This is a genomic window from Enterobacter cloacae complex sp. IR5458, from assembly GCF_049238025.1.
Lineage (GTDB): Bacteria > Pseudomonadota > Gammaproteobacteria > Enterobacterales > Enterobacteriaceae > Enterobacter > Enterobacter kobei.
In genome coordinates this window covers 223466-236136 of the sequence record NZ_JBMKIF010000002.1, presented here as the reverse complement: position 1 = coordinate 236136, position 12671 = coordinate 223466, and the positions used below count along the sequence as shown (strand labels likewise).

General features: G+C 54.9%; 15 protein-coding genes. 7 read left to right on the top strand and 8 right to left on the bottom strand.

All coding sequences use genetic code 11. From position 1 onward, the window contains the following. Window positions 1-108 precede the first annotated feature (108 nt). From ACOTYN_RS02605 to ACOTYN_RS02595, 3 genes are all read left to right on the top strand, one after another. Entirely contained in the window at window positions 109-1596 is a 1488-nt protein-coding gene (locus tag ACOTYN_RS02605) for a carboxypeptidase M32 (RefSeq protein WP_071922282.1), read from the top strand. Between the two features lie 149 nt (window positions 1597-1745). Next, window positions 1746-2120: an acid resistance repetitive basic protein Asr gene (gene asr, locus ACOTYN_RS02600; RefSeq protein ID WP_014883624.1), complete on the top strand. Its 375-nt coding sequence runs from the start codon at window positions 1746-1748 to the stop codon at window positions 2118-2120. Window positions 2121-2398: 278 nt separating this feature from the next. After that, window positions 2399-3220, top strand: coding sequence for a trypsin-like serine peptidase (locus tag ACOTYN_RS02595; RefSeq protein ID WP_014883623.1), 822 nt, complete (start codon window positions 2399-2401; stop codon window positions 3218-3220). Window positions 3221-3258: 38 nt separating this feature from the next. Here ACOTYN_RS02595 and mdtI read toward each other — a convergent pair whose 3' ends face one another. The 3 genes from mdtI to ACOTYN_RS02580 form a co-directional block, all read right to left on the bottom strand. Then, window positions 3259-3588 carry a multidrug/spermidine efflux SMR transporter subunit MdtI gene (gene mdtI, locus ACOTYN_RS02590; RefSeq protein ID WP_014883622.1) on the bottom strand — a complete coding sequence of 110 codons (330 nt, stop codon included), beginning with the start codon at window positions 3586-3588 and terminating at the stop codon, window positions 3259-3261. After that, window positions 3575-3937 carry a multidrug/spermidine efflux SMR transporter subunit MdtJ gene (gene mdtJ, locus ACOTYN_RS02585; protein WP_014883621.1) on the bottom strand — a complete coding sequence of 121 codons (363 nt, stop codon included), beginning with the start codon at window positions 3935-3937 and terminating at the stop codon, window positions 3575-3577. The genes mdtI and mdtJ overlap by 14 nt, the downstream gene beginning before the upstream one ends. 119 nt (window positions 3938-4056) lie before the next feature. After that, complete coding sequence (locus tag ACOTYN_RS02580; RefSeq protein ID WP_086527785.1) at window positions 4057-4227, bottom strand: hypothetical protein; 171 nt, start codon at window positions 4225-4227, stop codon at window positions 4057-4059. Between the two features lie 133 nt (window positions 4228-4360). Between ACOTYN_RS02580 and ACOTYN_RS02575 the strand changes: the two genes are divergently transcribed. Further along, a complete protein-coding gene (locus ACOTYN_RS02575; RefSeq protein WP_071922283.1) occupies window positions 4361-5395 on the top strand; it encodes an AI-2E family transporter in 1035 nt (344 codons plus the stop codon). Between the two features lie 110 nt (window positions 5396-5505). Here the strand turns inward: ACOTYN_RS02575 and ACOTYN_RS02570 are convergent, their stop codons facing one another. Further along, window positions 5506-6531 carry an LLM class flavin-dependent oxidoreductase gene (locus tag ACOTYN_RS02570; RefSeq protein WP_014883619.1) on the bottom strand — a complete coding sequence of 342 codons (1026 nt, stop codon included), beginning with the start codon at window positions 6529-6531 and terminating at the stop codon, window positions 5506-5508. Window positions 6532-6726: 195 nt separating this feature from the next. Between ACOTYN_RS02570 and ACOTYN_RS02565 the strand changes: the two genes are divergently transcribed. Together ACOTYN_RS02565 and yajD are read left to right on the top strand one after the other, a co-directional pair. Next, complete coding sequence (locus tag ACOTYN_RS02565; RefSeq protein WP_071922284.1) at window positions 6727-7620, top strand: PhzF family phenazine biosynthesis protein; 894 nt, start codon at window positions 6727-6729, stop codon at window positions 7618-7620. Between the two features lie 77 nt (window positions 7621-7697). Next, a complete protein-coding gene (gene yajD / locus ACOTYN_RS02560; RefSeq protein ID WP_006808895.1) occupies window positions 7698-8045 on the top strand; it encodes an HNH nuclease YajD in 348 nt (115 codons plus the stop codon). A gap of 50 nt (window positions 8046-8095) precedes the next feature. On the opposite strand, the gene ACOTYN_RS02555 is transcribed toward yajD, so the two are convergent. After that, entirely contained in the window at window positions 8096-8863 is a 768-nt protein-coding gene (locus ACOTYN_RS02555) for an arylamine N-acetyltransferase family protein (protein ID WP_071922285.1), read from the bottom strand. 95 nt (window positions 8864-8958) lie between these two features. Here ACOTYN_RS02555 and ACOTYN_RS02550 point away from each other — a divergent pair, with 95 nt between their 5' ends. Further along, the gene (locus tag ACOTYN_RS02550) at window positions 8959-10395 is read left to right on the top strand and encodes a PLP-dependent aminotransferase family protein (RefSeq protein ID WP_252070565.1); all 1437 of its coding nucleotides are present in this window, start codon (window positions 8959-8961) and stop codon (window positions 10393-10395) included. A 17-nt stretch (window positions 10396-10412) separates the two neighbouring features. Here ACOTYN_RS02550 and ACOTYN_RS02545 read toward each other — a convergent pair whose 3' ends face one another. From ACOTYN_RS02545 to umuD, 3 genes are all read right to left on the bottom strand, one after another. Continuing rightward, a complete protein-coding gene (locus ACOTYN_RS02545; protein ID WP_047344101.1) occupies window positions 10413-10859 on the bottom strand; it encodes a hypothetical protein in 447 nt (148 codons plus the stop codon). A gap of 68 nt (window positions 10860-10927) precedes the next feature. Further along, window positions 10928-12190, bottom strand: coding sequence for a translesion error-prone DNA polymerase V subunit UmuC (umuC, locus tag ACOTYN_RS02540; protein ID WP_014883614.1), 1263 nt, complete (start codon window positions 12188-12190; stop codon window positions 10928-10930). Then, window positions 12174-12608, bottom strand: a complete 435-nt coding sequence (gene umuD, locus ACOTYN_RS02535) for a translesion error-prone DNA polymerase V autoproteolytic subunit (RefSeq protein ID WP_014883613.1) — start codon at window positions 12606-12608, stop codon at window positions 12174-12176. Before umuD ends, umuC begins: the two co-directional genes overlap by 17 nt. Window positions 12609-12671 lie beyond the last annotated feature (63 nt).

The following is a 12671-nucleotide window of genomic DNA, read 5'->3' as shown; positions in this document are numbered from 1 at the left end:
CGTCTCCCGGACTTCCGGAAGACGGTTTCCACGGAGGAAATGTTGGGGAATTTGGCCTGTTTCATTGTATGCTCCCTGAAACACATCCCTGGCAAGAGGAAATAAGAATTGCAAAATCCATCCGCCTATCAGTCACTTGTGAAAACCTTCCAGCGCCTCTCCCGCTTCTCGCATCTCTCCTCCATCGCCAGCTGGGACATGTTTACCATGATGCCGCCCGGCGGCAGTGCCGCGCGCGGGGAAGCGCTGGCGGAAATGAGCGTCCTGCAGCACCAGCTCCTTACCGATAAAAGAGTGGGCGACTGGCTGACCGCAGCGGCAGAGGAAGATCTGAATGACGTCGAACAGGCTAACCTGCGTGAAATGACGCGCCACTACCAGCAGGCGACCCTACTGCCGGAATCGCTGGTTGAAGCCAAATCGCTGGCGGGCAGCAAGTGTGAGCACGCCTGGCGTACACAGCGCCCCGCTAACGACTGGCAGGGTTTTTCCGCCAATCTAAAAGACGTCGTCAAACTCAGCCGTGAAGAAGCCCGTCTTCGCGCCGAGGCCAAAGGCTGTACCCCGTACGATGCCCTGCTGGATATTTTCGAACCGGACATGACCAGCGCGCGCCTGGACGTGCTGTTTGGTGATTTGAAAACCTGGCTGCCGGACCTGCTGGCGAACGTGGTGGAAAAACAGGCTCAGCGGTCGTTCGTCCCGCCACAAGGCCCTTTCCCGACGGCTACCCAGCGTGAACTCGGACTGGAAGCCATGAAGATGCTCGGCTTCGATTTTAACGGCGGTCGTCTGGACGTCAGTGCCCACCCGTTCTGCGGCGGCGTGCCGGAAGATGTGCGTATCACCACGCGCTATGACGAGGACGAGCTGCTCAGCGCGCTGTTTGGCGTGATCCACGAAACCGGACACGCGCGCTACGAGCAAAACCTGCCGCGAGCCTGGGCAGGACAACCCGTGGCGCTGGCGCGTTCAACCGCCATCCACGAATCTCAGAGCCTGTTTTTTGAAATGCAGCTGGGACGCAGCGAGGCTTTCCTGAAGCATCTGCTCCCTGCCGTTCACGCCCGCTTTGGTAGCCAGGCCGCCTTCAGCGAAGAGAACTTTATCGCCTGGAACCAGCGCGTGAAGCCAGGTTACATCCGCGTTGATGCAGACGAAGTGAGCTACCCGGCCCACGTGGTGCTGCGCTATGAAATTGAGCGTGCGCTGACTAACGGCGAGATCGAGGTGGACGATATTCCCGCCCTGTGGGATGAAAAAATGCAGGCCTGGCTCGGGTTATCAACCAAAGACAACTATCGCAACGGCTGTATGCAGGATATCCACTGGACCGACGGTGGGTTTGGTTATTTCCCGTCATACACGCTGGGCGCTATGTATGCTGCACAGTTGTTCCATGCCGCAAAAACCGCCCTGCCGGGGCTACAGGCCTCTATCGCCGAGGGCGATTTTTCGGCCCTGTTTGAGTGGCTGCGTCAGAACATCTGGCAGCATGGCAGCCGCTTCAGCACGTCGCAATTAATCACCCAGGCAACGGGCGAAGATCTGAATATCCGCTACTTCCGCGAACATCTCACCTCGCGCTATTTGTAATAACAACGCCGGGGAGACTCCCCCGGCGTTGTACATATGGTTACACGCCGATACCAATCACTCACGGAAACCTCGAATTTACAGGGATATAGTTATTTCAACGGCCCCGCAGTGGGGTTAAATGAAAAACCAAATTCGAGGGTATGAACATGAAAAAAGTATTAGCTCTGGTTGTTGCCGCTGCTATGGGTCTGTCTTCTGCTGCGTTTGCTGCTGAAACCACTGCTGCACCAGCGGCCGCTGCGCCAACTGCAACGACCACTGCTGCGCCAGCAAAAACTGTACATCATAAAAAACACCACAAAGCCGCTAAACCTGCTGCAGAGCAGAAAGCCCAGGCCGCTAAAAAGCATCACAAAAAAGCCGCTAAACCTGCTGTAGAGCAGAAAGCCCAGGCCGCTAAAAAGCACCATAAAAAAGCCGCTAAACCTGCTGTAGAGCAGAAAGCCCAGGCCGCTAAAAAGCATCACAAAAAAGCAGTAAAACACGAAGCTGCTAAACCAGCTGCTCAGCCAGCTGCGTAAGGTACAAGCTTAACCGTGCCCTTCGGGGCACGTTGGTAAACCGGCGCTGAACCGGAAAAGGTTCTGCGCCGTTTTTTTTATCCGGAGGGCGTATGCTGCGACGCTATCGGTTTGAGCTCATTCTGATCCTGCTTATTTTATGCGCGCTCATCGCAAGCCATTTTTATCTTTCCTGATTGTAGCACGCTGATTTTACTCCCACTTTCGTGCTGTCCCGTCTATAGTATTTTCATAGGGTTCACTTTTAATAATCATAATTACCCCCACCAGAGTGTGATATGCGTAAATCTGTTGTGTTGTTGCTGGGAACGTTTGGTCTTTTTTCTGGATTTTCACAGGCGGATGATGGCGGCGATGACGCCATTAGCGCGAAAGAGCTTAAGACGCTTTTTTTCGGTCATGACGATCGTACTCGCGTCACCGACCCAACACAGGCCCCCTGGGATGCTATTGGACAACTGGAAACCGCCAGCGGCAACCTGTGCACCGCGACGTTGATCACCCCGCAATTAGCCCTGACGGCAGGCCACTGCCTGTTGACACCCCCTAACGGAAAGCCAGACAAAGCGGTAGCCTTACGGTTTGTGTCGCAAAAAGGTGTCTGGCGCTACGAAATCCACGGCATCGAAGGCCGGGTTGATCCTTCTCTGGGTAAACGACTGAAACCGGATGGTGATGGCTGGATAGTGCCGCCCGCGGCAGCGTCATGGGATTTTGGCCTGATCATTCTGCGCTACCCGCCTTCAGGCATTACGCCACTGCCGTTATTCGACGGAGATAAAGCGGCGCTCACCGCCGCGCTGAAAGCCGCCGACCGTAAAGTCACGCAGTCAGGCTACCCGGTCGATCATCTGGATGCGCTTTACACCCATACCGACTGTGTTGTAACGGGCTGGGCACAAACCAGCGTGCTGTCGCACCAGTGCGATACGTTACCGGGTGACAGTGGTTCGCCCTTGATGCTGAAAACCGATAACGGCTGGCAATTGATTGGTGTTCAAAGCTCCGCTCCGGCGGCGAAAGACCGATGGCGAGCCGATAACCGGGCCTTATCCGTCACCGGTTTTCGCGATAAGCTGGAAGCGCTGGCTCAAGAGTAAGCCAGCGCGGCTGCGGGTGAAAAAGGGTTACCGGGTTATCAGGCGAGTTTTATCATGACCATACCCGCCAGCAGTAATATCAGTCCTATCCAGCCTTTGTTATTTAACCGCTGGCCGAACAGTACCCAACCGGCGGCAAGGGTGGCGGCGATACCAAAACCGCCCCACAGCGCATAGGCCACCGAAAGATCGATACCTTTGACCGCCTGCGACAGGGCGCTGAACGCCCCCAGAACCGCGGCTATCGACATCAGGCCATACACTTTACGACGAAAACCATCGGAGAATTTCAGCAGAACGTTGGCGAAAATTTCCAGCACGATGGCGAAACCCAGCCAGGCCGCATGAACCCATTCAAACTGTTGCATGGTTCTGCTCCTTCTGCTGTTTGGTCGGTTTACGGGTACCTGATTTAATCAGCACAATACCCGCGACCAGCGTCGTTAACCCGGCGACTTTCATTGTTGTTAATGTTTCGTCAAATATCAGGACGCTGAAGAGTGTAATCAATAAAATACCGATCCCTTCCCACAGCGCATACGCCACACCCAGCGCAATTTTTTTCACCGCAAATGAGAGGAAAATATAGGAAAGTGAAATCATCACCAGCATTAAAATAAAACCGGTATTGCCATCGCTGACGCTCGCCCACTTCATCGACAGCGTGCCGGTAATCTCAGCGATAATAGCCAGAGCGAGTAAAATCCAGTAAAACATGTTTTTCTCCTGCTTGAGAATATAATCCATCGTGGCCCGCCGCATGCGGCAAACCAAAAAAAATATGAAATTAAATCAGACAGCTAAGCGCGTAGCGCCAGCTCAGGCAGAAGAGATAACTATAGGGCGGTGCGCCAGTGTTGCTCACCAGCAACCAGGCAGAAGGAGGTGAAAAATACAGCGGTGTTGTTTGAAGAATACGTCCTGAACACATTGTCCATAAAATTACAATTATCCGCGTTGTTGCTTCTCGTCTTTGCGGATGAAAATTGTCCTCGGTAGTTAAACACGCTAAATTTGTACCATAAGCCAGGATTTTACTCAAAGTCTTTGCAATTCTTTACCCACACCGTTTGATTTTGGTTAGTTTATTGCAACGCGTTTCACCTTTATTATAAATAAAAAGCGTATTTCGGAGTCACCATGGCTAAACCCATTATTACCCTGAACGGGTTAAAAATTGTCATCATGCTGGGCATGCTGGTGATCATACTGACGGGCGTGCGATTTGCAGCCGACATCATCGTGCCCTTTATTCTGGCGCTGTTCATTGCGGTGATCCTTAACCCGCTGGTACGGCGCATGACGCGGCTACGCATCCCGCGCGTGCTGGCGATTACCCTGCTCATCAGCGTGATTATTGTTGCCATGGTATTACTGGTTGCCTATCTCGGCACCTCGCTGAATGAACTGGCGCGCACGTTACCGAAGTACCGATCGTCGCTGGCGATACCGCTGCTGCAGCTTGAACCCTGGCTGCAACGCGCAGGTATTGAAGTCTCGGTTGAGGAACTCCTTAAATATATCGACCCCAATGCGGCCATGACGATCGTCACCAGCCTGCTGGCGCAGCTTTCGAATGCCATGACCTCCATTTTCCTGCTGTTTTTAACGGTGGTGTTTATGCTGCTGGAGGTGCCTCAACTGCCGGCAAAGCTGCAGCAGATAATGGTCCGTCCGGTTGAGGGCATGGGGGCGATTCAACGCGCGCTGAACAGCGTCTCACGCTATCTGGTGCTGAAAACCGCCATTAGCCTGGTTACGGGTGGTGTCGTCTGGGTGATGCTGCTGGCGCTGGACGTCCGCTTCGCGTTCGTCTGGGGATTACTGGCCTTCGCGCTCAACTACATTCCCAACATCGGTTCCGTGCTGGCAGCGATCCCCCCTATCCTTCAGGTGCTGGTTTTCAGCGGGCTGTATGATGCGCTGGTTCTGCTGGCCGGATATCTGGCCATTAACCTGCTGTTCGGCAATATTCTTGAGCCACGGATGATGGGACGCGGGCTGGGGCTATCCACATTGGTCGTCTTTTTGTCTTTGATTTTCTGGGGTTGGCTGCTCGGTCCCGTCGGTATGCTGCTCTCCGTTCCGCTGACCATCATTGTGAAGATTGGTCTGGAACAGACCGAGGGCGGACAAAGCATCGCCGTGCTGCTGAGCGATATGAGCCAGAAATAGCGCTGACAGGAGGAATGTATAGATCCTCCTGTCTTCGCGATAAGCGCCCGAATAGTTACAAATGAAGATTCACGCCACGTGCGGCGACGGGGCTTATCCCAGCGCGTCGACTACTCGCGCCAGCCCATTGCCGGTGCGACATGTTTGAGAATGGACTCAATCACATGCGCATTGTAATCCACACCGAGCTGGTTCGGTACGGTCAACAGTAACGTATCCGCTTCCGCAATCGCCTCGTCTTTTTTCAGCTGTTCGATAAGCTTGTCCGGCTCCGCGGCATAGCTGCGTCCGAAGATCGCGCGCGTTTTCTCGTCAAGATACCCCACGCTATCGCTGTCGTTGCGGCTGGCACCGAAGTACATCCGGTCACGGTCGTCCATCAGGGCAAAAATACTGCGGCTGACCGACACGCGCGGCTCACGCGTATGCCCTGCCTCTTTCCACGCCTGGCGGTACGCGCGGATCTGTTTTGCCTGCTGAATATGGAACGGCTCACCGGTTTCATCGTCTTTCAGCGTAGAACTTTGCAGATTCATGCCGAGCTTAGCGGCCCATACTGCGGTCGCATTCGAACCGGCGCCCCACCAGATACGCTCGCGCAGCCCTTCGGAATAGGGTTCCAGTCGCAGCAGCCCCGGTGGATTAGGAAACATCGGCTGTGGATTCGGCTTTGCAAATCCTTCGCCGCGCAGAACCTCAAGCAGCACCTCGGTATGACGGCGTGCCATATCTGATTCGTTTTCCCCTTCCTGCGGGACATAGCCGAAATGACGCCAGCCATCAATGACCTGCTCCGGGGAGCCCCGGCTGATGCCAAGCTGCAAACGACCGCCGGAAATCAGATCCGCCGCACCGGCATCCTCGGCCATGTACATCGGGTTTTCATAGCGCATATCAATCACGCCAGTACCGATCTCGATGGTTTTCGTTTTGGCCCCAATTGCGGCCAGCAGAGGGAACGGAGAGCTCAGCTGACGAGCAAAGTGGTGCACGCGAAAATAGGCGCCGTCCGCCCCCAGCTCTTCGGCCGCCACGGCCAGGTCGATGGACTGCAGCAGGGTGTCTGCTGCCGAGCGCGTGCCGGACTGCGGAGAAGGCGTCCAGTGACCAAACGATAAAAAGCCGATCTTTTTCATAATCCTGTGTCCTGATAATGCGTTGCGTTCTCCCTACTGTACGCATTACCTGTGGAGAATAAATGGCGTTTCTTTAACGGAATGATTCAAATAAATTGATTGAATTTTTTTCAGGTCCGTCGGGTGAAAAACGGCTGGTTATCGGTTTGATTTAACGTTACATCTCTATATCAGGACTTTTACATCGGACAGAAAATGAAAAGACGCTATGTTGTTGCGGATGTTTTTACTGATACTCCGTTTCTGGGTAACCCTGTTGCCGTCGTACTCGATGCTCAAGGCATGAACAAAGCACAAATGCAGCAGGTCGCCGTTGAATTTGGCTACAGCGAAACCACGTTCGTTTTGCCGCCAGACAATCCTTCCCATACAGCACGCGTGCGAATCTTTACGCCCTCGCGCGAGATCCACTTCGCCGGGCACCCGAATGTTGGAACGGCTTACGTGCTTGCCCATTACGCCGCGATGAATCATCAGCGCCTGCCTGATACGCTACACTTCGAGGAAATAGCCGGTGTGGTGCCCGTTCGCCTGTTGCGCGACAACGATACGGTCACTGGCGCAGAACTCCTGGTGCCTGAGGCACTCTCGTGCCGCTCTGAAGTCAGCCCGGAAAGCGTGGCTGCCTGCTTATCCCTGAACACGGAAGATATCCGTACCGAGGTACATAGGCCTGTGGTCGCGTCGGTAGGTCTGCCCTTTCTGATAGCCGAGCTGGCTTCTCGTGAGGCGCTTCGTCGATGCGTGCCGAATTTACAGGGTTTTCGCGCGACCTTACCGCTGGATGGCGCCGTTTCCCTCTATGCCTACACCCTGGATACGAATGCTGATGAACCTCATGATGTGCAGGCCCGCATGTTTACTCCCCGCATGACAGAAGATCCTGCCACAGGCAGCGCGACTGCCGCTGCGACAGCGCTACTGGCGTTGCACCGCAATAAAACGACGCTTAATCTTAACGTCAGTCAGGGCGTTGATATGGGACGAGCAAGCGTGCTGTTCGCGGGATACGATGCCTCGTCGGGAGAGGCGGTGGTTCGCGTTGGCGGAAATTGCGTGATGACGCTTGAAGGCACATTCTCGCTCTAGCGGAGGAAGGTCCTGTACATTTACCGTGCCTGATGGGATATATTGGCCCACTATTTTTATCACAGGTAAAACCAGCAATGGCTCTGATCCCCAAAAACTACGCGAGACTTGAAAGTGGCTATCGCGAAAAAGCGTTAAAAATCTATCCCTGGGTATGCGGACGCTGCTCGCGCGAGTTTGTCTATTCCAATCTGCGCGAACTGACGGTTCACCACATCGATCACGACCATACCAACAACCCGGAAGATGGCAGTAACTGGGAGCTGTTGTGCCTGTTTTGCCACGATCACGAACATTCGAAATACACCGAAGCGGATCAGTACGGTACCACCGTGGTCGCCGGGGAAGACGCGCAAAAAGACGTGGGCGTCGCCACGTTTAACCCGTTTGCCGATTTAAAAGCGATGATGAACAAGAAGAAGTAATGCTTCAACCGCGGTGCGTGAGGCTCAGGGGGCACAGGCCCCCTTCTGCTTTACGCCGCGATCAACGCAAAACGCTCTTTCAGAATACGGGGGATGTCGTCCTCCGCCAGCTGCCGGGTTTCCGTGCCCTTCGCCGTAATGGTTTTCAGCATATTCCCCAGTAAAATCTCGCGTCCCTCCGGTCGATGCTGCACCACCACACGCTTCTGCACAAAAATGGCATCCGGGTGCGTGGAGTTAAGGTAGTTGGCCGGAACGAAATCAATCCACTCCTGTGGCGTAAGATCAAAGCCGTACTGACGGGCCCATTCTCCCGCCACCTTCGCCTGAAGCAGATATTCGCCCTCAGCGCTGCGGCTAAGCCGGAACGTGTCAAAATCCTGTGCGATATCAACATCAAGCGTATCCAGAGCCATTGGCGCACGAATGCCATAGCTGCCAAACCCGAGGTCGCAAAGCCACTGTCGGCTCTCCACCTCAGCAATTAACGCCATATGGGTTTTTGGCCGCCGTACGGGGTAGAACATCGGGCGTGCCGCCACAAAACGGTAAGGAATACCTAACGCCTCCAGCGCCATGGCAAACAGCCCGTTCACCTCATAGCAGTAGCCGCCGCGCCCCGGTGTTAACAGCTTATCGGCAATATCGTCAGGTGCCAGCGAGACAATTTTCCCCGCCTGTACATCCAGATTTTCAAACGGGATTGCAAAAAGCTGATGACGCATAAGCGCATGCAGGGTACCCGTATCGGCAGCCGCGGGGCCGGTGTAGTTTATGCGTTTGAAATACGTGAAAATATCAAAAATATCGCTGTGCATAATGCCTCCTTGTCCTGAACATGTCGGACACTATAGATGGCGTGCATTATTGGCTGTATAGTCAGTTTTATCGAAAATTAGCCTGAACAGATACCATGTCTGCCCCATCCCCGTCCTCTCCTCACTATCGCCGTATTGCGGATATGCTGCGTCTTACAATTACGTCTGGCGCGTTGCGAGCCGGTGACAAGATTATCTCCGCGCGTAAACTGGCCGAACGCGAGCATGTCAGTCTTCCGACGGCGCTGGAAGCGCTGCGCTGCCTTGAGGCCGAGGGGCTGATTGTTGCACGTCCGCGTTCAGGTTATTACATCCACCAGACAAGCCTTCCGCAGCCTGTGGAGCCTTCTCGTTCTCCGCCAGGCCCGGTTCCCGTCACCCTGTCGACTATGGCCCGGTCGCTGTTCAGCAGTTCAGAAGCCCGTCTGGTGCCTCTGGGTGCAGCCCTGCCCGATCCTGCGTGGCTGCCGGGCGAGACGCTACAGCGGGCGTTGCACTCCGCGGGCCGACGTCTGGACGCGCACGGTCAGAGCTATAGCCTGCCGCCGGGAAGGCGTGATTTGCGAAGCAAGATTGCCGCGCGTTCTGCACAGTGGGGAGCCCGTTTCAGCGCGGATGACCTTATTATCACCGCAGGTGCGACGCAGGCGTTGCGCCTTGCGCTACGAGCCGTGTGCCAGCCCGGTGATGTGGTGGCGATTGAGCAGCCAGCCTACTTTGGTACGCTCCTGCTGCTGGAGGATTTGGGTCTGAAGGCCTTAGCGATCCCCACCGATCCTGTTGAGGGCCTGCTGCTGGAACCGCTGGCGGACGCCATTCGGTGCCACCGCCCGGCCGCCGTTCTGGCCTCCCCTACGGTGCAAAACCCTTTGGGCGCCAGTATGCCCGTCACGCGTAAGCAGGAACTCGTTGCCCTGCTTGACGCGGCAGATATTCCTCTCATTGAAGATGATGTTTACGGCGATCTTGTCGGCGAGGGGCAACGTCCTCCAGCCTGTAAAGCGTTCGACCAGAGTGGAAATGTCATTTATTGCAGCTCCCTGTCTAAAACGCTTGCGCCCGGCTGGCGAATCGGCTGGATTGCCGCCGGACGCTACTTTCCGCAGGTTTTACAGGCCCGCATGGCCGGAGACTGGGCAGGCGCTCCGCTGCTGGAAGCCGCAACCAGCGAAGTCCTGGCGAGCGGCGATTACGATCGCCATCTGCGGCGGCTCAAGCGTCGCGTTGCGGAGGGAATAGACGCCGTCGTGGCGCGAGTCGAGGCAAGTTTTCCTCCCGGCACGCGTGTTAACGCGCCCGCCGCGGGTTACTTGCTGTGGGTAGAACTTCCTTTGCAGGTCAACGCGCTGGAGGTACATCGTCGCGCGCTGGCGCTGGGTATTGGCGTCAGCCCCGGCCCGCTGTTTTCCCCTGCCGCAGAGCTGTCTCACTTTTTGCGGCTAAACTGCGCAAACGAACCGACGCCCCGTCTGCTGAATGCCGTGGAGCGGATTGGGGCGCTGTGTTATGAACTGGCGGATGCGCGGCCGTGACGGTCTGCGGTCCTTTTTCACAAATTGAGGATTGCGCGCTCTTTAACGACAGCGTCCGGATTGGCACTTTTTATCGCGGCCAGAAAAGCCGTGAAGTTATGATTCCAGAGGGTGAGATTGTTATAAAACTGCACCTGCTTTTCATTAGCACCGTCACGGTAAATAACAATCCAGACCCGTCGGCTATTTATCTCGATATTCCCCGGCCCGATTTTAATGATAGTAGCCAGCGCAATCTTACGGGTGGCGTTGTTTTTAACTTCATATAAAAACTGGTCATCATAAAACCATGTTTTACCTGCATTCCCGCCAAAAATTGAGGGGTTAGCAGATATCTTTTTCATCCCGTTATGATTTGAAATAAGGCGCTTTGCCTGACGAATACGTCTGACAACAAATCTTAACAGGATGAAAAGCGCAATGAGGGGCAGCGCGACTGATATCATTTTTAGGCTCTCGTACATATCCCTGCCCCGTCATACATTCTTATTAACGCCGTGAGTATAACGCGGCGATCGTTTATGACAATATCCTACCTTGCCACCGGCAAATCTGCGTACCGCGTCGTATACGCCGGTGACAGCATCTCACGCTTCATCGCCCAGGATTTCTCAATCCCCTGCCCGGCAAACCATATCTTCCCTTTGCCGGAATGGTTTACGCTGTCGATTATCTCCATCAGCGCTGCGCTATTGGCACACAGGCGGTTATCATCAAACAAATTCAGCTGGGCGACGCCGCTGCTGAAAAAATCCGCCAGCATCACCCCCGCTTTCATATAGCGATACCCGTCAAGCCATATACGCCCCAGCGCCTCCGTGGCAGCACGGATGATATCGCGCGTGTCATTAGTGGGTGTCATCAGGGTGACTGAGGCCTGGTTGCCGTAATAAATTTCGTTGTCGGCATGCGGGCTGGTGCGCACAAACACGCTGATAAAGCGGCAATACTGATGCTCGCCGCGCAGTTTTTCGGCGGCACGCTCCGCGTAGGCACAAATGGCCTGGTGCATCTCTTCGTATTGCGTAATACGGTGTCCAAACGAACGACTACAGATAATTTGCTGCTTCGTCGGGGTAAACTCTTCCAGATCAAGACAAGGCTCACCGCGAAGCTCGCGCGCCGTGCGTTCCATTACCACGTTAAAATGTTTGCGAATGACCCAGGAGGACGCTTCCGCCAGCTCCAGCGCCGTGGTAATCCCCATGGCGTTGAGTTTTTTCGTGATGCGTCGCCCGACACCCCACACTTCCTCTACCGGCACCTTCGCCAGCAGCTTACGCTGCCGTTCGCGATCCGATAGATCGACCACGCCGCCGGTGGCAGACCACCGCTTCGCCGCATAGTTGGCCAGCTTCGCCAGCGTTTTGGTCGGGGCAATACCGACCCCAACGGTCAACCCCGTATTTTTAGCGACCTGGTTGCGCATCTGATGGCCAAAAGCCTCCAGCGACATGCAGCGGCTGACGCCCGACACGTTCACGAAGGCTTCATCAATCGAGTAGATCTCAATTGCCGGAGCAAGATCGGTCAGCGTTTGCATCACCCGGCTGCTGAGATCGGCATACAGCGCATAGTTCGAGCTAAAAACATACACCCGCGCCGGATAACCCTTCTCCTTGAATTTAAAGTAGGGCTCACCCATTTTTATGCCGAACTGTTTGGCCTCCCGCGACAGCGAAATAATGCAGCCGTCGTTGTTCGAGACCACCACGATGGGTTTGCCCTCCAGATCGGGGCGAAACACCCTCTCGCAGGAGGCATAAAAGCTATTCACATCAACCAGTGCGAACATGTTTATACGTTTTGAGGGTGTGAGTGACAACGCCGAAGATTTGTAGCTCCTCTTCTGACTGGAAGGTAATCGGCTGATAGCGGGCATTATGCGGCAGCAACCTCAAAACCGGACGGGTCTGTAGCTCTTTCACCGTAAACTCACCGGCAACCGACGCCACGACGATATCCCCATGTTCGGCATTTAACGAACGATCGACCACCAGCAGATCGCCGTCGCCGATCCCAGCCCCAATCATCGAGTCACCACTCACTTTTATAAAGTAGGTCGCACTGGGGTGCCTGACCGCCAGCCGGTTAAGATCGAGACGATCCTCCACATAATCCTGCGCCGGGCTGGGGAAGCCGCAGGCGACGCGCTCCAGAAAGAGAGGTAATTCAATGACTTGATTAGAGTGATAAGAAAAGAGAGTGCCCATAAATGCTTTCCTGCCGTAATACTGTATATAAATACAGCATTACGGATTATGGGCCAGGATCAA

What these genes read in the sequence shown, in the direction of transcription:
- asr (WP_014883624.1), top strand. Translation starts at nt 1,746, where the DNA reads ATGAAAAAAGTATTAGCTCTGGTTGTTGCCGCTGCTATGGGTCTGTCT.
- ACOTYN_RS02595 (WP_014883623.1), top strand. Translation starts at nt 2,399, where the DNA reads ATGCGTAAATCTGTTGTGTTGTTGCTGGGAACGTTTGGTCTTTTTTCT.
- mdtI (WP_014883622.1), bottom strand. Translation starts at nt 3,588, where the DNA reads ATGCAACAGTTTGAATGGGTTCATGCGGCCTGGCTGGGTTTCGCCATC.
- mdtJ (WP_014883621.1), bottom strand. Translation starts at nt 3,937, where the DNA reads ATGTTTTACTGGATTTTACTCGCTCTGGCTATTATCGCTGAGATTACC.
- ACOTYN_RS02575 (WP_071922283.1), top strand. Translation starts at nt 4,361, where the DNA reads ATGGCTAAACCCATTATTACCCTGAACGGGTTAAAAATTGTCATCATG.
- ACOTYN_RS02570 (WP_014883619.1), bottom strand. Translation starts at nt 6,531, where the DNA reads ATGAAAAAGATCGGCTTTTTATCGTTTGGTCACTGGACGCCTTCTCCG.
- ACOTYN_RS02565 (WP_071922284.1), top strand. Translation starts at nt 6,727, where the DNA reads ATGAAAAGACGCTATGTTGTTGCGGATGTTTTTACTGATACTCCGTTT.
- yajD (WP_006808895.1), top strand. Translation starts at nt 7,698, where the DNA reads ATGGCTCTGATCCCCAAAAACTACGCGAGACTTGAAAGTGGCTATCGC.
- ACOTYN_RS02555 (WP_071922285.1), bottom strand. Translation starts at nt 8,863, where the DNA reads ATGCACAGCGATATTTTTGATATTTTCACGTATTTCAAACGCATAAAC.
- ACOTYN_RS02550 (WP_252070565.1), top strand. Translation starts at nt 8,959, where the DNA reads ATGTCTGCCCCATCCCCGTCCTCTCCTCACTATCGCCGTATTGCGGAT.
- ACOTYN_RS02545 (WP_047344101.1), bottom strand. Translation starts at nt 10,859, where the DNA reads ATGTACGAGAGCCTAAAAATGATATCAGTCGCGCTGCCCCTCATTGCG.
- umuC (WP_014883614.1), bottom strand. Translation starts at nt 12,190, where the DNA reads ATGTTCGCACTGGTTGATGTGAATAGCTTTTATGCCTCCTGCGAGAGG.
- umuD (WP_014883613.1), bottom strand. Translation starts at nt 12,608, where the DNA reads ATGGGCACTCTCTTTTCTTATCACTCTAATCAAGTCATTGAATTACCT.